This window comes from Corynebacterium sp. CTNIH16, assembly GCF_032821655.1.
GTDB classification, from domain to species: domain Bacteria; phylum Actinomycetota; class Actinomycetes; order Mycobacteriales; family Mycobacteriaceae; genus Corynebacterium; species Corynebacterium marquesiae.
The window spans coordinates 14,861-31,756 of sequence record NZ_JAVBIG010000006.1 but is presented as its reverse complement, the minus strand read 5'-3'; the positions used below and the strand labels follow the sequence as shown (position 1 = coordinate 31,756).

Here is a 16,896-nt window from a genome sequence, read left to right as displayed (position 1 = left end):
CTCTCATTAGTTGTGATGCTCGTGGTATTCGCGGCAGCGGGGCAAGAGAACGTGACACAACCAAAAGGAGCGCAGTAACCAACGTGCTAATACTCCTGGGTACTCTCATCGCCGCCACCCTGGTAGCACCGCTGCTCATCATGCGAATGGGTCGCCCGGCATTTGGAATTTTGGCCTTAGTCCCCGGCGCAGGCTTTGTGTGGACGCTCATGCACTTTCTGCGCGGCACCTTCGCAGACGGTGGCGCAGTTAAGCACACTGTGGAATGGATGCCGTCCGCGAACTTAAGTTTTGACCTCCGCTTAGACGGACTAGGCGCGCTATTTAGCCTCATCATCTTGGGCATGGGCGCGTTGGTATTGGTCTACTGCTGGGGCTATTTCGACGGCACGCGGCGCCGCTTGGCCATGTTCGCGGCGCAAATGGTGGGCTTTGCCACCGCCATGTTTGGTCTAGTGGCCGCGGACAATTTCCTGCTTATGTACGTGTTCTGGGAGATTACCTCCCTGCTGTCTTATCTCTTGGTTAGCTACTATGCGGAACGAGCCTCCTCCCGCCGCGCGGCACAGCAGGCGCTGATGGTCACTGCTCTGGGTGGTCTAACCATGCTCATGGGCATTATCTTGCTCGGACGGCAAACTGGGGCGTGGACCTTTAGTGATATCTCCGCCTATGAAAACTTTGCGCAGACACCCTATGTCACGGTGGCCATCGTGCTCATCTTGGCGGGCGCACTGACAAAGTCTGCAATTGCACCGGCGCACTTTTGGCTCCCCGGCGCGATGGCGGCACCGACTCCAGTCTCCGCTTATCTCCACTCCGCCGCGATGGTTAAGGCCGGCATCTATCTAATCGGGCGCCTGGCGCCCTCAATGTATGAGGTAGCCACCTGGCACGTGGTGGTTATCTCCCTAGGCGTATTTACCATGCTGCTCGGCGGCTGGATGGCGCTCAAGCAGCGCGACCTGAAGCTGATTTTGGCTTATGGCACCGTCTCCCAGCTAGGGTTTATCACCTCCATCATGGCCGTAGGCTCGCGGGAAGCCATGCAGGCCGGTCTCGCGCTGACCTTTGCACACTCGCTATTTAAGGCGGCGCTTTTTATGGTCGTCGGCGCTATCGATCACTGCTCAGGCACAAGGGATATCACCAAGCTATCCGGATTGGGGCGCAAAGAACCATTCCTCTTCGGCATTGCGATCATTTCCGGGTTCTCCATGGCCGGCGTCCCACCTCTATTTGGCTTCGTGGCCAAAGAGGCCGTGCTGGAAGCAACCATGCACGAGGAGCTCTTGGTCGGCATGCCACGCAATATGATGCTTGTGGCCTATGTCCTCGGTTCTATCCTCACGATGGCCTATACGCTGCGCTTTTTGTGGGGTGCCTTTGCTACCAAGAAGGAGGTCAATGGAACGGAGCCGACAGAGGCCGTCGCCAAGATGCATCCCGTAACTATGGGATTATGGCTCTCTCCTGCCCTGCTCACTGCCCTAACCGTGGCACTTGGTGTGTTCCCCAAGCCCCTATCGGCGGCCTTTGACCAGCATCTCGACTCCACCTTCGCCCCGAAGGAGCATAGCGAACTAGCCCTGTGGCATGGACTTACCGTGGCACTCGGCCTCTCCGCACTCATTATCGTGGGCGGTATTATTATGCACTGGCAACGCCAGGTCCTGGTCAAGTGGCAATTCGCCTATCCTGCGCTGGGCAATGCGGATGATGCCTATGATTCGGTCATCGCTCTTTTGCGCCAGCTCTCGCTGCGCACGACGGCAACCACGCAGCGCGGCTCCCTGCAGCTGAACTTGACGGTCATCTTTGCCACATTGATGCTGCTGCCACTGGCTATGATCATCAAGGGCGATCTCACCGATATCCGCATGATTGTGGCGGAAAATCCTTGGCAGATCGTCGCCGCCTTCCTCATCATGGTGGCCGCCGTAGCCGCCACGGTCACCGATAATCGTTTATCAGCCGTGATCATCGTCGGGGTGACTGGCTATACCCTCGCCTTCATCTTCGCTCTGCACGGTGCGCCGGACTTGGCGCTGACGCAGCTGCTGACTGAGACCATCGTGATGGTTCTTTTCATGCTGGTTCTGCGCCGCATGCCGGCCTCCACCGAGTGGAAGCAGGACCCTAAGATGGGGCGCCTGCGCGCGTGGCTTTCCGTGGGCACGGGCCTTACCGTCACCGTGGTGGCGATGTTTGCTATTAACGCACGTCAGTCTATGCCCATCTCCGAGTTCATGCCGGATCTGGCCAAAGAGATTGGACACGGCGCCAATGCTGTCAACGTCTTGCTAGTGGACTTGCGCGCCTGGGATACCTTTGGCGAAATCACGGTGATCATCATCGCCGCACTGGGCGTGGTCTCTCTGATTTATCGCACCCAATCCTTCGGCCGCGAAAGCCGCCGTCCCACCCTGCGGGTTACCGGCCGGCGGTGGCTGGCCGCCGGGGTGGAATCAGAGCAAGCACTCAACCGCTCGCTGATGATCGATGTCTCCACGCGCGTGCTCTTTCCGTCCATGGTCGCACTGTCCTTCTACTTCTTCTTTGCCGGCCACAATGCCCCTGGCGGCGGCTTTGCCGGCGGCCTCGTCGCAGCGCTAGCGCTCATCTTGCGCTACCTGGCTGGTGGGCGCGCGGAGCTGGAAGAAACCCTGCCTATTGATGCCGGCCGCACCATGGGCACCGGTCTCTTGCTGTCCGCACTGGCCACGGTGACCCCGATGTTCTTTGGACACCCGCCGCTTACCAGCGGATACACCTCGCCGGAGATTCCGCTCATCGGCAAGGTTTCACTGCCTTCAGCGTTGGTCTTTGACGCAGGTGTCTACCTCATCGTCGTGGGGCTCACGCTCTACATCCTGAATTCCTTGGGCGCCAAACTGGATGAGGAAGAGGATATGCGTAAGCAACGTGCCCGCGATCGCGCCCGCTCGCTGGCCCGGCAGCAACGCCAACGCACCGCCAAGCAAAAGGCGCAACGGGCCCAGCGCAAGGAAAAGAAACAAGCCGCTACAGCAAGCACAACCGCCACCACAGGGAAGGAGAAATAAATGGAAGCCAACCTCTTCCTCCTCTTGGCCGCCGGTGTGCTTGTAGCCGCGGGCGTCTACCTACTCCTGGACCGCGCCATGACCAAAATGCTGCTTGGACTGTTGCTTTTGGGCAATGGCGCCAACCTCTTCTTGCTGCAGTCCGGCGGTTCGGCCGGTTCCCCGCCTATCGATGGCCGCGAGTCGGAGCCTTACGGCGCCGAGATTGCGGATCCACTGGCGCAGGCAATGATTCTGACCGCCATCGTCATTTCCATGGCGTTGACGGCTTTCATCCTCACCTTGGCATACCGGCAGTACCGCTACCGTACAGACGATGTCATTGAAGATGACGCGGAAGATACCGCAATTGCCGCCAAGGCCGCACGCCCCGGCAATGCGGCCGCCAGCCCAGACCACGATGCGTCCAATGATCCGACTACGGGCCGCGCCACCAAGCAAGGCGATAATTTCGGCCCCGCATCTTTCGAGGAACCAGTAAAGGGAGCCCACGATGAGTGAGACCGTACAGCCGCTTGTCGATGTCCTCTTTCCCTACATCGGATACCTCATTCCGCTGCCGATTATCATCCCTGCAGTGGCCGCGGCCCTCGCATTGATTTTTGGCCGCATTCCCAATGCGCAGCGCCAGATCGTGTTTTTCTCGCTGCTCCTTACCGCAGTAGTCAATGCCTTACTCATCCTCATAGCGGATTTTGAAGGCATCCAAACCCTGCAGATAGGAGGTTGGGACGCCCCGGTGGGCATCACACTCGTGGCGGATCGCCTCTCTGCAGTCATGCTCTTTACTTCCTCCGTAGTGCTGTTTTCTGTCATTTGGTACGCCATTTCCCAGGGCGTGCGCGATGGCACCAAGGACGAGCCGGTGGCCGTATTCCTGCCCACCTACATGCTGCTGACCATGGGCGTTAATATCTCCTTTTTGGCCGGCGATCTCTTCAACCTCTACGTGGGATTCGAGGTCTTCCTCGTGGCGTCCTATGTGCTGTTGACCCTAGGCGCCTCAGCCGGTCGAGTTCGCGCCGGCGTGGGCTACGTGATGGTGTCCATGGCTTCGTCAATGATCTTCTTGCTCGCGTTGGGTTATGTGTATTCCTCCGTGGGCACGATGAACATGGCCCAGATCGGCCAGCGCATGCAGGAAATTCCAGAAGGAACTCGTACCGCCATCTTTGCCACGCTACTCGTCGCCTTTGGCATTAAAGCCGCCGTGGTGCCGCTGGATGCCTGGCTGCCGGACTCCTATCCCACGGCCCCTTCGCTAGTCACGGCCGTCTTCGCCGGCCTGCTGACCAAGGTGGGTGTCTACGCCATCATCCGCGCCCGCACTTCCATTTTCACTGCCGGGGGACTCGATACCGTGCTCATGTGGGTGGCCCTCGCCACGATGCTGGTGGGAATTTTGGGCGCCATCGCGCAATCCGATATTAAGCGCCTTTTGTCTTTTACCCTGGTCAGCCACATTGGATACATGATCTTCGGCGTCTCGTTGGGAACCGCACAGGGGCTATCCGGCGCCATCTTCTACGCCGTACACCACATTCTGGTCCAGACTGCGCTGTTCCTCGTGGTCGGACTGGTCGAACGCCAGGCCGGTACGTCTTCGCTGCGCCGTTTGGGCTCGCTAATGTATTCTGCCCCGCTCATCGGAATCTTGTATTTCATCCCTGCCATTAACCTGGGCGGCATCCCGCCGTTCTCCGGTTTCCTGGGCAAGGTCATCCTGCTGCAAGCCGGTGCGAATGAAAGCTCCTGGATGGCGTGGGTACTCATCGTCGGTGCCGTAGTCACCTCGCTGCTTACGCTCTACGTCATGATGTTGGTGTGGGCCAAGGGCTTTCAACGCGACCGCGCCGATGCCCCAGAAGGCAACGTGGCGCTCGCCCGCCCGGCCCCGCTTTCCGATATCACCGATGAGGTGGAATTTTCTTCTCGCCAGGATGTAGGCAGGGTGCCCTTTGGCATGATCGCCTCTACGACCCTGCTGGTGGCAGCGTCTACGTCCATTACCTTCTTGGCCGGACCGATTTCCGGTATCACCTCACGCGCGGCCGAATCCGCGCAGGATACGTCCATTTACCAGTACGCGGTACTGGGCGACCGCGCGGATGACCCCACCCGCCACCTCAACCAGAAGGAGCGCTACACCGGCGGCGCTGATTCCTATAAGAATCGCCGCAACCCTTCCCCGGAGGCGGAGCCGCCGGATTCAGCAGGTTTGGATGCCCGCACCGACTCGGAAGCCGGTGGGCGCGATGCGCATTCCACCGACGTAAAGTCCCCGGATGCCGCCAAGAGGAAGGATATTAGCGATGACTAACACGCGCTTTTCCGGCCTGCGCCACCGCTTCCGCCCGTGGTTCATCGTCTGGCTGGTAGTCATGTGGTGCATGCTCATGGGCGAGGTCACCGTGGGCAACCTGGTGGCCGGGCTTATCATCGGCGTCGTCATTGTCTTTGCGCTGCCGCTTCCGGCCATGCCTATCGCCGGCATCGACGTGTCCTGGGGCAAGCTCATCGCATTTATGGTCCGCTGGTTCTGGGAGTTGTTCTACGCCTCGCTCAAGGTGGGATGGCTGGCCGTGCGCCCGCAGCCGGTACCCAAGACCGCCATCTTGGAGCTGCCCATGCGCTTGGATAATGAGTTTGCTATCTCTTTGGCGGTAACGCTGTACAACCTGCAGCCAGGCGGCACGGTGACCGATATCGACATTGCAAACCGCATGATTACCGTCCATATCTTGGATGCCCACGATGAGGAACAAATCCAGCGCGAAATCAATGCTGTGGCCCGTTTGGAGGCCTCATTCATCGACATCTTTGAAAGGAGCCACCCCTAATGGATCCCCAGATCTATAACGCAATTTTGCTGGTGGCCGCCGCGCTGCTGGTGGTCTCCTTCCTCATTACCGTCTGGCGCATTGTCACCGGCCCCAATTCGCTGGACCGCTTGGTGGGTATGGATGGTTTTACCGCGATGTTCCAGTGCGCGCTGGCTACCTATATGTGCTGGTCACTTAATACCACGGTGGTCTCAGCCATGCTGGTCATTGCACTGCTGGGATTCATCTCCACCGTATCCGTCACCAGGTTTAGGAAGAGGGATAGCCAATGAGCTGGTCTTTTATTGCAGATGTACTCTCGCTCATCCTCATTATTGGCGGCAGCGTCCTCACCTTGGCCGCAGCCATCGGCGTCGCCCGGTTCAAGGACACGATGTCGCGCGTACACGCGGTGAGCAAACCGCAGACCACCGGTCTTATCCTCACCATTCTTGGCGCAATCATCCGCATCACGGGCGCGGAATCCTTCAGCGTTGCCGAGCGGGGGGATTTAGGAATGCTCGTTTTGCTGGTACTGTTTGCCATGTTCACTAGCCCGGTAACCGCGCAGCGCACCTCGCGTATTGCACGCCGCGAGGGTCTGTACGGCACCGAGGAAACCATGTCCCGCAACGACCGACCCGCCGCGAAGTCGCTGCGCCGCAAGTAGGAGACGCTTTTCACCGTGAAAAAGCTTTATGGGCTTCCCACTGTGGTGACTTTGCTCGCCGCCCTTATCGGCGTCATCGTCTACCGCTTCAGCATCTTCGACGGCAATAGCGCCTTTGTGTGGCGCGTTCCCCTGGATCTGAAGATTTATTGGCTCGCCGGCGGAGAGGTGGCCCAAGGCGCGGATCTCTACGATAACGCTTACATAGGCGACCTGCCTTTTACCTATCCGCCCTTTTCCGGAACTCTTTTCACGTGGCTTTCCAGGCTTGCCGACGCCCCCTTGATCCTTCTCTGGCAGGGCGGCACCGCCCTCGCCTTGTTCACGGTTATTATGCTGGTCCTGCGCGAGCGCGGTCTCAAGCTCTCCCCGGCAATGTGGCTGCTGGGCCTTTTGCTGCTGTGCTGCACCCCGGCGAATGAGCCGGTGCACGGCACCTTATTCTTTGGCCAGATCAACATCTTTTTGATGCTGCTGGTGGCCTTGGACATCCTCCCGCGCAAGCGCGCTTTGCCGGGCATCGGAATTGGTTTGGCCGCGGGTATGAAGCTCACCCCGGCCTATATGGGTCTGGTCTTGCTCTTCCAGAAGCGCTGGTGGCAAGCGATCATCGCCATCCTTACCTTTGCGGTGACCGTTGCCATTGGTTTCGTGACCATTCCCGATGCCGCCGATTTCTGGACCGACGCTATCTTTAAGTCCTCCCGCGTGGGCGAACACACCAACCCAGGTGCCCAGTCCATTCGCTCGGTGATGGCCCGCGCATGGGGCATCGATGGCGGCTGGATCTGGCTCGCCGCCGTGGTCGTGGTCTTCATTTTGACCTGCCTGGCGCTGCGCACCGCGATGAAGCACCGCAATAATTCTGCCGCACTTGCGCTTGCCGGCATCAGCTCCTGCTTGGTCTCCCCCTTCTCTTGGTATCACCACTGGGTGTGGACGGTGCCGCTGGCCGTCGTCGTGCTGGTTGCCGTCAACCAGGGTCTGGGCAAGCGCCTGCCCGGCATCCTTGGCGCGCAGGTCGCTGGCCTCGTGTCGGTGCTCGCCATGTGTGCGGTGACCCTGCCGTTCATCTCCGCACCCGTGTGGCTATCTGCGGCTAGCCGCTCGCTCAACCACTGGGATCTGCAGCCGTGGGGAATGTTGGCCTTCACCGGCGCCGGCGTCCTCTTTATCGCCTTCTACGCGGTGTGGGGGTTTATCCCTGGCACCCAACCGGAAGAGGAAGCGCCCGCCCCGGGCCGCCACCACTTACCTGCGCAGCCCGCTGGTGCAAAGCCCGCTGGTGCGCAACCTGCTTCCGCGGAGGCCGGGGCACTCCCGGCGCGCTCGTTTAATACGGAAGCTACGAGCCGGAGGGGCCAGGGTCATCCACGGGCAGCGCAACCCGTCAGCGATGAAACGGCAGAAATGCCCGCGGTAGGGCCGGAAACGCGCGCCTTCCCGGCGGCTCAGGACATCACCAATATCCCCGATACCCCGGCCTACGGTCGCCACTCGCGCTCCGAGGACTAACCCCAGGCCCGCCTGCCCGCCGCTTTAGAGCGGGCGGAAGGTATGCAACTCGCGGCAGGTCTCCTCGACCACCTCGCGCCAGCTGCCGGTCTCTTTGAAGAGACGGCGCTGCCGCTCATAGCCGGCACCGCCTTCGATAATTTCGTGGATGAGTTTTAGCTCGTTGACGCATCCCAGCTCGCGCGCAATGGGGCTAAGCTCATCCACCATCTCCGCTAGCTCATCCTTAACCCAGGCCTCATCGGTCTCACGGGAGGTAATCACCAGCGCATCCAAGCCATAGCGGGCACCGCGCCATTTATTTTCTGCCACGTGCCAGGGCTGCAGGGTAGGGAGGGGCTCCGCAGCGTCGATAAGCCGGTCGTAGTACACCACCAAGCAGTGGGTCAGCGCCACGATGGCGGAGAGCTCGCGCAGGTTGGACGTCGCATCAGAGACGCGCACCTCCACCGTGCCCCACTTGGACGCCGGCCGAATATCAAAGTGCATGGAACCGGTGTGGTTAATAACGCCGGAAATCGCTTGGTCGCGCATATAGGACTGCCACTCGGCCCAATCGCGGAATTGATACGGCATACCTGCGGTGGGCAGCTGTTGGTACAGCATGGTGCGGTTGGAGGCATAGCCGGTATCTAGGCCCTCCCACCCAGGCGAGCACGCAGAAATGGCCAGCAGGTGGGGGTACTTAGTCATCAATGCATTGATGATGGGCCATACGCGGTCCTCATGGCTAATGCCCACGTGCACGTGCGTGCCCCATAGCAGCATCTGCTTGCCCCAGTACTGAGTGCGCGCGATGATTTCCTGATAGCTGGGCTTATCCGAAAGTGGGTTCTCGCGGAAATCCGTAAACGGGTGGCCGCCAGAGGCCCAGACATCTACACCCAGCTTATCGGCAGCTTCTTCCACCGCGTTCAGGGAATTTTGTAGGTCAGCGATTGCTTCCGGCACGGTGTGACAAATGCCTGTGACTAGCTCCACCGTATTTTGGAGAAATTCCTTTTCCAGATGGATATCGGGGTGGGTCGCATTGGCTAGATCGATAAGTTCCGCACCGCGCGGGACGAGGTCGCGCATGTCGCGGTCCACGAGCGCTACCTCCCATTCCACGCCGAGCGTTGGTTCGGGAGAGCGGGCGAATTGTTCTGCCGGGATCTTCACCCATTCAGCTTAACGGCTGACAGGTATTAAGACATGAATTTTATTTAACCTACTTTTACCGGCGGCCTTGCAGGTGCGGAAAAGTTCAGATCACAAAAGTCCAAGGCATTCGGCCGAAGAACTATTGTGCTTGCTCTCCGGCCGGATGGCCTTGGACTTTAAGTCAGGTGCGCGGATTGCTTAAGCCTGCGGAACCGCCAGGGCGACGACGACGGCGCCGTCATCGGTTGCTTCCTTAGGCAAATCGCGGTTCATCGGGGCGACATCGGCCTGGTAGCGGGCGGCTACCTCCTTGGCCAGCGCCTCAGCAGAGGCGTCGCCCTCGGGGAAGAAGACGGTGGTCTTCGGGACGGTAAGGACGTCGCCAGGCAGGTTGCCTACGTAGCCAACCTTGAAGCCGCCGCCCTTGAGGGAATCGGCTTCCTTCTTGGCCTTGTCTACCTCGCCGGAGTTATTAAGCACGCTGACCTTAATGTCATTGCGGTCGCGCGCGGCGGAGTGGGCGTTGTCCTCGCCTGCGGCTTCATTCTCAGCTGCGGCACGCTCGTCAGCGTCACCGGAAGCGGCTGCATCACCCGGCTTATCGCCCTCCCCTGCTGGGGCGGGGGCAGGAGCGCCGGGTCGATCGGATACCTCTGGGGCACCCGGAGCGCGGGAGCCTGTGGCGTCGGAACCAGCAGAGCCTTCGGGCGCGGCACCGATGGTGGAACCGGCAGAGTTTTCCTGCGTGCTCTCAGACGCCACGGTGGAGTCATCGTCACCCGAGGTCATGGAGTATAAAGCCCAGAGGCCGAGCATGACGGCCACCGCGATGAGGACCATCGCCAGGCCGCGCAGCGGGAGGCCACCCTTTTTAGCATGCGCACCGCCACCAGCGGGGCGCTGCTTAGCAGCACTGGAAGCGGAGGCGCCGGCAGCAGAGCCGGCGCGGGTTTCGTCGGATACCTTGTCGGTCGAATTTTCCGGATTCACATTAGTCACATACGCAACACTAGTACCCAAAATTAACTATCTGGGGTATTTCCCTGCGCGGCGCGCCGCGTGTCTTCTCGCTCTTCGCGCAGGCGACGCAGCCGTGCAACCAGGAGGGGATGGGATTGGGCGGCCGCGGGGGCGTCGAGAAGCAGGTTAAGGCGCTGGTGGTAGCGCACCGGGGAGATATCCAGCTGCGCACGAATAGCCTCTTCTTTGCGGCCGATGCTGCGCGGCGCGGTTTCCTCGAAGTCCAAAATGGCGGCGTCTAGGTCAGACAAGGGGTTCATGCCTAAACTGTAAGGCATGACTATTCGCCCCATCGTTATCCACGGCGAGACCGTGCTTCACGAACCCACCCAACCGGTGGAAGAATCCGAGATTTCCACCCCGGAAATGCAGCAGCTCATCGCGGACATGTATGAAACCATGGATGCCGCCCATGGCGTAGGCTTGGCCGCTAACCAGGTAGGAATTGGCAAGCGCCTCTTTGTCTACCACTGCCCCGATACGGATGGCCCCAATGGCACCGAGCTGCCGTCCGAAAAGGCAGGCATGCGCAAGGGCTGCGTTATTAACCCCGTGCTGGAGACCTCCGAGATTCCAGAGACCATGCCGGCCGATGACGGCTCCGATGACGAGGGCTGCCTCTCCGTTCCCGGCGAGGGCTTTCCCACCGGCCGCGCCGACTGGGCCCGTGTGACCGGCAAGGACGAAACCGGCAACGACATCTCCGTCGAAGGCTATGGTTTCTTCGCCCGCTGCCTGCAGCACGAGACCGGCCACCTCGATGGCTTCCTCTACACCGATACCCTCATCGGCCGCTATAAGCGCCAGGCCAAAAAGGCCATCAAACGCAATGGTTGGACCGAGCCGGGGTACTCTTGGGTACCGGGCGAGGACGCCGATCCCTTCGGCCACGACGACTAATGTCACGTATTTTCCGCTCCGATGCCGTCCAGGTGGGCGAGCGCGTGGTGGCCCGGCGCGATTTCGGCGATGTGCATAGCGATGTCATCGGGCATGTGCTCAGCCTCAATCCGCTGGTCATTCGCCCACAAGAGGTCGGCGGTTACCCTTCCGACCTAGATGCGGTGGAGATCCCGCCGGAGCAGCTGAAGATCATCAAACGGCTCTCCCCGCGCATGGTCCGCAACTCCGATATCCGCGCAGTGGAGGTTGCAGCGGCCGCGGCTTTCCCCGGCACAGACCACGCCTGGACCAGCGACGGTTCCTGGCTGTTGCGCGCGAGCGACGGGGTTCCCGGCTGCTCCAACTCGGCCGTGCCCGTGGGCCCTTCCGCGGGCTTCACTCCGGTGCCACTGGAGGAGATTAAGGCCTTCTACGCCCGCCACAACCTCCCGGTGCGCCTGGTGGTTCCAGAGCGCATTGGCAAGCCGGCCGAACGCCTGCTCGCCGACCCCGCCTGGGAGACCGAGCCGGAGGTCCTCGCCATGGTCCTGCGGGATCTGCCCACGCTTGCCGACGCCCCCTCTACCTCCCCCACTTTCCGCATCGCCGCCCAGCCCGATGACCCGTGGCTGGCGATGTATCAATCCCGCACCGATGCCCTTCCTGCCGAGGCGTTGCAAAGTCTTGGCGCTCACGTCGAGGGAATGCTCGGCTTTGGCCGCCTAGTCGTCGATGGCGAGACCGTCGCCATTGCTCGCGGCGTCCTGAGCGAATCCGGCGATGGCACCACGTGGCTGGGTCTTTCTTCCATCGAAGTGGCCAAGGACTTCCGGCGGCGCGGATACGGCACGCTCGCGCTCCAGCACCTGCTGCACTGGGGGCGCAATAACGGCGCCGAGCACGCCTACCTCACCGTGCCGGCTTCCAATACCGCAGGAGTACGCCTAGCTGAGGAGCTCGGCTTCATCGAGCAACACCGCCGCATCTATGCCCGCCTGCGGGGCTAAGCTCCGCGCTGCGGACTTCCGGTCGGGACGGTGAGCCTTATGGGACTGCCCGCTGACCCCGCTGCAGCGGGCAGGTAACCTATGTGGCATGCGCATCGCCACGTGGAATATTAACTCCGTTCGCACCCGCATACAGCGGGCGCTGGACCTTATCTCCAAGCACGACATCGACGTTTTGTGTTTGCAGGAAACTAAGGTGAAAGACGATAAGTTTCCACGCGAACCCTTTGAGGACGCGGGCCTACATGTCACCTGCCACGGGCTCAACCAGTGGAACGGCGTGGCCATTGTGTCCAAGGAAGAGCCGGAGAAGGTCTTGGTCGGCTTTCCGGGCCAGCCGGGCTTCGCCAAAGATCCGGAAAAACCACAAGACCGTGAGGCCCGCGCGCTAGGGGCCCGCATCCGTGGCGTAGAAATTTGGTCCCTCTACGTGCCCAACGGCCGCGAGATCACGGACCGCCACTATGACTACAAGCTGGACTTTCTCTATCACCTGGCACACTATGCGGAAAATAATGCGCAGTCTAAGCTTCTTTTGACCGGTGATTTCAATATTGCTCCGCGCGATGAAGACGTATGGGACATCGAAGCCTTCCGCGGGAAGACGCATGTCACCGAGCCAGAGCGCGCCGCATTCCAGATGCTGGAAGAAGCCGGGCTCGAAGAGGTCACCCGCCGATTCACCGAGAACCAACGCTATACCTACTTCGATTACAAGGGCATGCGCTTCCAAAAGAACGAAGGCATGCGCATCGACTTCCAGTTAGCTTCAGCCCCACTTGCTCAACACGTAACCGGCGCGCAGGTAGACATGGTCGAGCGCGCCGGCGATAAAACTTCCGATCACTGCCCACTTCTCGCAGATTTCGATCTGCCCGATTTCGATTCCGTGCGATAAATGTCCTGGTCGCTTGATCTCAGCTTCTGGCAGCTTTTATTCCTAATCCTGGATTACGGCATCAAGATTATTGCCGTTGGCTTCGTACCCGAAGGCCGCCGCCCGTCCAGTTCCACCGCGTGGCTGCTGGCTATTCTCGTGCTGCCGTTTATAGGTCTGCCGCTGTTTTTGCTCATGGGCTCGCCGTATATCAACCGGCGCCGCCACCGCATCCAGCAAGAAGCAAACGAACAGATTGAAAACGTCACGGCCCGCACCCCGGATCACCCACAAGGGATCCTTTCGGCCGAAATTGAATCGGTCATCAGACTCAACCGCGAGCTGACCGGGTTCCCAGCGTTGGTGGGCCACAACCTAGGTCTGCACGCGGATTATGACGAGTCCATTCGCGCCATCGCAGCCGCCATTGACCGCGCCGAGAAGTACGTGTCCATCGAGATCTACATCCAGTCCTGGGATGAGGTCACGGACGTATTCTTCGAGTCGCTGCGCAGGGCTACCGCCCGCGGTGTGAAGGTGCGGCTGCTGCTGGATCAGATCGGCAGTTTTAAGTACAAGGGCTATTTCAAGCTGGGCAAGCAGCTAACAGAGATAGGCGTGGACTGGCATCTCATGCTGCCTATTCAGATACACAAGGGCCGTTTCCGGCGTCCGGACCTGCGCAACCACCGCAAGCTGGTGATCATCGATGGCAAGGTGGGATTTATCGGCTCGCTGAATATGATTAAGCGCCAGTACAAAACCAAGGATCGCTACTGGATTGACTACATGGTGGAGCTCTCCGGGCCAATTGTAACTTCTATGTCTGCGGTCTTCGCCGTGGATTGGTACCTGGAGGCAGAAGAGAATCTTCCGCTAGATGAGCTGCCCTATGACGACGCCCAGACTGCCGACGCCAACCACCTCCAAATAATCCCCTCCGGCCCTGGTTATACCACTGAGCCAAACCTGCGCATGTTCAACTCCCTGGTCCATCACGCTAAGGACCGGCTAGTTTTGTGCTCGCCCTACTTCGTCCCGGATGAGTCCCTGCTGGAAGCTGTGACCACCGCCTGCTACCGCGGCGTGGACGTGGAACTTTATGTATCAGCAAAGGCGGACCAGTTTATGGTCAACCACGCCCAGTCCTCCTACTACCAAGCCCTGCTAGAGGCAGGCGTACACATCTACCAATTCCCCTACCCCTTTGTGCTGCACTCCAAGTTCATTATCACCGACCCGGACGATCCCGGCCGCGACCCGTTGTGCATGTTCGGCTCCTCCAATATGGACCCGCGCTCGTTCGGCCTGAACTATGAATCCACCATGTTGGTGGCCAAGGGCGACCTCATTGACCAGTTCAACCAGCTTGTATCCAACTACCGGGCCGTATGCCATGAGCTGACCCTAGAGGAGTGGAATGAGCGCGGCTTCATCCGCCGCTACGTGGATAATGTCATGCGCCTTACCTCCGCACTGCAGTAGAGCGAACACGAACCATCATGACTGCAGCGAAGACAGTCTGGCAACAAGAAACCGCCCCGGCGGGCAGCGAATGAACTGCCGGCCGGAGCGGTGAAGCGTTATATGGGTGGGTGTTTAGGCGTCGCGCTTTTGCAGGACGATGACTCCTAGGACCCACAAAAGGAGAGCCCAGGCGAGGAATACCAGCCCAAATCCCCAGGATTCCTTCCAGGGAGCATCCACCGGATCTATCTCCCAAAGCCAAGACTGGAAAGACTTGAACGGCATGAAGTTAACCAGCTTGCTACCAACCTTGGGGATGCTGGCCACAAGATTATCTACGCCGAGGAAGAGGATGAGGCCAATGGCCACGGAGCCAGCCGTCGAGCGCAAGAGCAAACCAATTCCTTGGGAAAAAAGGACGAGCAGCGCGGCAGCCAGCGGGTACTTCCACAGCTGCTTTTGGCCCATCTCATCGTCCCAAGGGTGGAATTCCGCGGCTACCTCATCGTGAGCAAAAAGCTCGGTAAGTAGGTAGGCGCCCGCCACGGCGATAAAGGTCAGCGCGGCCGCGATAACCGCGTACATGAGCAGCTTGACCAAGGCCACCGACCAGCGGCGCGGGGTAGCCATAAACGTGATGGTCTGCGTACCAAAGCGGTACTCGGTGGTCACGATCATGATGGCTTGGATCATGAGCACGGGCAGGCCGAGGCCCAAAAGAACAGACACCGCGCCATCCGGGGTGATAACACCCATACCCAACGCTGCATCCTCGGGGGTTTCTGCCGGTTGGGTAAGGCGAGCATTCAAGATAGCCCAGCCCCACACAAAAAAGAGGAATATGAAGGTGGTCCACCAGAAGGAGCGGGTGGTGTGCAGCTTGGTCCATTCGGACTTCAAGGTATTCAGCATGGCGAATTAAACCTCCTGCTGGGTGGGTCGAGCGAACGGAGTGGCGGCGCCAGCGGTTCCGGGGGTGGGGCCACCAGTGGAGCCGTGGTACTGGACGGCGTCGCCAGTAAGCTCCATGAAAGCATCCTCGAGGGAGGCGCTCTTGAGGCTGAGCTCATTAAGCGGCACACCGGTGGAGTAGGCCAGCTGACCTACGAAATCCGTGGTCTGGTTGGCAATCACCAAACGGGGGCGGCCTTCCTCGTCGGTGGACTCGGTAAAGGAGATTCCCTCGGCGCGCAGAGCAGAGCCAAAGGCATCAAGATGGTCGGAGCGCACCAGCACGGAGGACTGCGAGTGGTCCTTCACAAAGTCATAGGTGGGCTGGTCCGCTACCAAACGGCCCTTACCAATGACCACGAGATGGTCGGCGGTCTGAGACATCTCCGAAAGCAGGTGGGAAGAAATCAAAATGGTGCGGCCCTCATTGGCTAGGGCGCGCACGAGCTGGCGGACCCAGCGAATGCCCTCCGGGTCGAGGCCGTTGACCGGCTCATCCAAAATGAGGATGCCCGGGTCACCGAGCAGCGCGCCGGCTAGGCCTAGGCGCTGACCCATGCCGAGGGAGAAGCCACCGACCTTCTTACCGGCGACGTCGGAAAGCCCTACCAGCCCCAGGACCTCATCAACGCGGGAAGTAGAAATGCCATTGGCCTGCGCAATCCACTTCAGGTGGTTGGCGGCGCTGCGGTTGCGGTGCACCGCCTTGGCATCGAGCAAGGCACCTACCTCACGCAGGGGTTGCTTGAGCTCGTGGTAGTGCTTGCCGTTGATGCGCGCCTTGCCGGCCGTTGGAGTGTCCAAGCCCAAAATCATGCGCATGGTGGTGGATTTGCCCGCGCCATTGGGGCCCAGGAACCCGGTGACCATGCCGGGTTTTACCTGAAAGGTGAGATCATCAACGGCGCGGACAGACTTATATTGTTTAGTCAATCCTTCTACTTCGATCATGGCACTAGCGTGCCATAAATCCGGCAACTTTACCTGTTCAATGCCTCCACACTCTCCCGCAGGGCGGGAAAGGCGTGGCGGAAGGCGGCCAGAAGGGGGAGGCTTTCTACCTCCTCAAAAGGCACCCAGCGCAGCTCATAGGACTCTTCATTAGCTGTAGTAGGAAGCGGTGCGCCAGTACGCGTGCGTGCTAGGACGGTGGTATAGGTCCACTCCCCCGGCAGATCCCCCGCCGCGGGATAGGGCCCGGCCGTTACTCGCGCATCGAGCACCTCCACATCTTGGGGCGCAATCGCGCATTCTTCATGGGTTTCACGCAGCGCGGCCTGGGTAGGCGTCTCCGTAAAATCACGGGCGCCACCCGGAATCCCCCAGGTATCGCCGTGATTGGTCCACGCGGCGCGGTGCTGGAGGAGCACCTTGCGCCCGGCGACGAGGAACAGGCCGGCGGCACCAAATTTTCCCCAGACGCGAATGCCGCCGGGGCCTGCCGCCCAGCCGTCTCCACTGTGAGGGTTATGCATGC

Annotated in this window: 17 protein-coding genes; 11 read left to right on the top strand and 6 right to left on the bottom strand. The window is 60.2% G+C overall.

The window, feature by feature from the left end; all coding sequences use genetic code 11:
- The first annotated feature begins 83 nt into the window (after positions 1–83).
- The 7 genes from RAE04_RS06965 to RAE04_RS06935 are packed head-to-tail and all read left to right on the top strand — an operon-like array spanning position 84 to position 8,072.
- The gene (locus RAE04_RS06965; protein ID WP_317026875.1) at positions 84–3,065 is read left to right on the top strand and encodes a Na+/H+ antiporter subunit A; all 2,982 of its coding nucleotides are present in this window, start codon (positions 84–86) and stop codon (positions 3,063–3,065) included.
- Positions 3,066–3,566, top strand: a complete 501-nt coding sequence (locus RAE04_RS06960; protein ID WP_198492095.1) for a Na(+)/H(+) antiporter subunit C — start codon at positions 3,066–3,068, stop codon at positions 3,564–3,566.
- Positions 3,559–5,385 carry a Na+/H+ antiporter subunit D gene (locus RAE04_RS06955; protein WP_317026874.1) on the top strand — a complete coding sequence of 609 codons (1,827 nt, stop codon included), beginning with the start codon at positions 3,559–3,561 and terminating at the stop codon, positions 5,383–5,385. Before RAE04_RS06960 ends, RAE04_RS06955 begins: the two co-directional genes overlap by 8 nt.
- Entirely contained in the window at positions 5,378–5,905 is a 528-nt protein-coding gene (locus tag RAE04_RS06950; RefSeq protein ID WP_317026873.1) for a Na+/H+ antiporter subunit E, read from the top strand. Before RAE04_RS06955 ends, RAE04_RS06950 begins: the two co-directional genes overlap by 8 nt.
- On the top strand, positions 5,905–6,180 hold the full coding sequence (locus RAE04_RS06945) for a monovalent cation/H+ antiporter complex subunit F (RefSeq protein ID WP_005325614.1): 276 nt from the start codon (positions 5,905–5,907) through the stop codon (positions 6,178–6,180). The genes RAE04_RS06950 and RAE04_RS06945 overlap by 1 nt, the downstream gene beginning before the upstream one ends.
- Positions 6,177–6,557 carry a monovalent cation/H(+) antiporter subunit G gene (locus RAE04_RS06940; RefSeq protein ID WP_239273377.1) on the top strand — a complete coding sequence of 127 codons (381 nt, stop codon included), beginning with the start codon at positions 6,177–6,179 and terminating at the stop codon, positions 6,555–6,557. The genes RAE04_RS06945 and RAE04_RS06940 overlap by 4 nt, the downstream gene beginning before the upstream one ends.
- A 15-nt stretch (positions 6,558–6,572) precedes the next feature.
- The gene (locus RAE04_RS06935; RefSeq protein WP_317026872.1) at positions 6,573–8,072 is read left to right on the top strand and encodes a glycosyltransferase 87 family protein; all 1,500 of its coding nucleotides are present in this window, start codon (positions 6,573–6,575) and stop codon (positions 8,070–8,072) included.
- A 24-nt stretch (positions 8,073–8,096) separates the two neighbouring features.
- Here the strand turns inward: RAE04_RS06935 and RAE04_RS06930 are convergent, their stop codons facing one another.
- The 3 genes from RAE04_RS06930 to RAE04_RS06920 all read right to left on the bottom strand — a co-directional run bounded on the left by RAE04_RS06930 (position 8,097) and on the right by RAE04_RS06920 (position 10,513).
- Positions 8,097–9,233 (bottom strand): glutamate--cysteine ligase, encoded by a 1,137-nt coding sequence (locus RAE04_RS06930; RefSeq protein ID WP_317026871.1) that lies wholly within the window; start codon positions 9,231–9,233, stop codon positions 8,097–8,099.
- Between the two features lie 180 nt (positions 9,234–9,413).
- Positions 9,414–10,214: a LytR C-terminal domain-containing protein gene (locus tag RAE04_RS06925; protein WP_317026870.1), complete on the bottom strand. Its 801-nt coding sequence runs from the start codon at positions 10,212–10,214 to the stop codon at positions 9,414–9,416.
- Positions 10,215–10,237: 23 nt separating this feature from the next.
- Positions 10,238–10,513 (bottom strand): DUF3263 domain-containing protein, encoded by a 276-nt coding sequence (locus RAE04_RS06920; RefSeq protein WP_198492101.1) that lies wholly within the window; start codon positions 10,511–10,513, stop codon positions 10,238–10,240.
- Between RAE04_RS06920 and RAE04_RS06915 the strand changes: the two genes are divergently transcribed.
- From RAE04_RS06915 to cls, 4 genes are all read left to right on the top strand, one after another.
- Complete coding sequence (locus tag RAE04_RS06915; RefSeq protein WP_317026869.1) at positions 10,512–11,135, top strand: peptide deformylase; 624 nt, start codon at positions 10,512–10,514, stop codon at positions 11,133–11,135. The genes RAE04_RS06920 and RAE04_RS06915 overlap by 2 nt on opposite strands.
- Positions 11,135–12,124 carry a GNAT family N-acetyltransferase gene (locus RAE04_RS06910; RefSeq protein WP_317026868.1) on the top strand — a complete coding sequence of 330 codons (990 nt, stop codon included), beginning with the start codon at positions 11,135–11,137 and terminating at the stop codon, positions 12,122–12,124. The genes RAE04_RS06915 and RAE04_RS06910 overlap by 1 nt, the downstream gene beginning before the upstream one ends.
- 88 nt (positions 12,125–12,212) lie before the next feature.
- A complete protein-coding gene (locus tag RAE04_RS06905) occupies positions 12,213–13,022 on the top strand; it encodes an exodeoxyribonuclease III (RefSeq protein WP_317026867.1) in 810 nt (269 codons plus the stop codon).
- Positions 13,023–14,486 (top strand): cardiolipin synthase, encoded by a 1,464-nt coding sequence (cls, locus tag RAE04_RS06900; protein ID WP_317026866.1) that lies wholly within the window; start codon positions 13,023–13,025, stop codon positions 14,484–14,486.
- 114 nt (positions 14,487–14,600) lie between these two features.
- Here cls and RAE04_RS06895 read toward each other — a convergent pair whose 3' ends face one another.
- From RAE04_RS06895 to RAE04_RS06885, 3 genes are read right to left on the bottom strand one after another with little or no spacing between them, the layout of a single operon-like run.
- Entirely contained in the window at positions 14,601–15,380 is a 780-nt protein-coding gene (locus RAE04_RS06895; protein ID WP_317026865.1) for an ABC transporter permease, read from the bottom strand.
- A gap of 6 nt (positions 15,381–15,386) precedes the next feature.
- A complete protein-coding gene (locus tag RAE04_RS06890; protein ID WP_317026864.1) occupies positions 15,387–16,370 on the bottom strand; it encodes an ABC transporter ATP-binding protein in 984 nt (327 codons plus the stop codon).
- Between the two features lie 29 nt (positions 16,371–16,399).
- Complete coding sequence (locus tag RAE04_RS06885; RefSeq protein WP_049377936.1) at positions 16,400–16,894, bottom strand: NUDIX domain-containing protein; 495 nt, start codon at positions 16,892–16,894, stop codon at positions 16,400–16,402.
- Positions 16,895–16,896 lie beyond the last annotated feature (2 nt).

What these genes read in the sequence shown, in the direction of transcription:
- RAE04_RS06960 (WP_198492095.1), top strand. Translation starts at nt 3,066, where the DNA reads ATGGAAGCCAACCTCTTCCTCCTCTTGGCCGCCGGTGTGCTTGTAGCC.
- RAE04_RS06955 (WP_317026874.1), top strand. Translation starts at nt 3,559, where the DNA reads ATGAGTGAGACCGTACAGCCGCTTGTCGATGTCCTCTTTCCCTACATC.
- RAE04_RS06950 (WP_317026873.1), top strand. Translation starts at nt 5,378, where the DNA reads ATGACTAACACGCGCTTTTCCGGCCTGCGCCACCGCTTCCGCCCGTGG.
- RAE04_RS06945 (WP_005325614.1), top strand. Translation starts at nt 5,905, where the DNA reads ATGGATCCCCAGATCTATAACGCAATTTTGCTGGTGGCCGCCGCGCTG.
- RAE04_RS06940 (WP_239273377.1), top strand. Translation starts at nt 6,177, where the DNA reads ATGAGCTGGTCTTTTATTGCAGATGTACTCTCGCTCATCCTCATTATT.
- RAE04_RS06915 (WP_317026869.1), top strand. Translation starts at nt 10,512, where the DNA reads ATGACTATTCGCCCCATCGTTATCCACGGCGAGACCGTGCTTCACGAA.
- RAE04_RS06920 (WP_198492101.1), bottom strand. Translation starts at nt 10,513, where the DNA reads ATGCCTTACAGTTTAGGCATGAACCCCTTGTCTGACCTAGACGCCGCC.
- RAE04_RS06910 (WP_317026868.1), top strand. Translation starts at nt 11,135, where the DNA reads ATGTCACGTATTTTCCGCTCCGATGCCGTCCAGGTGGGCGAGCGCGTG.
- RAE04_RS06905 (WP_317026867.1), top strand. Translation starts at nt 12,213, where the DNA reads ATGCGCATCGCCACGTGGAATATTAACTCCGTTCGCACCCGCATACAG.
- cls (WP_317026866.1), top strand. Translation starts at nt 13,023, where the DNA reads ATGTCCTGGTCGCTTGATCTCAGCTTCTGGCAGCTTTTATTCCTAATC.
- RAE04_RS06895 (WP_317026865.1), bottom strand. Translation starts at nt 15,380, where the DNA reads ATGCTGAATACCTTGAAGTCCGAATGGACCAAGCTGCACACCACCCGC.
- RAE04_RS06890 (WP_317026864.1), bottom strand. Translation starts at nt 16,370, where the DNA reads ATGATCGAAGTAGAAGGATTGACTAAACAATATAAGTCTGTCCGCGCC.
- RAE04_RS06885 (WP_049377936.1), bottom strand. Translation starts at nt 16,894, where the DNA reads ATGCATAACCCTCACAGTGGAGACGGCTGGGCGGCAGGCCCCGGCGGC.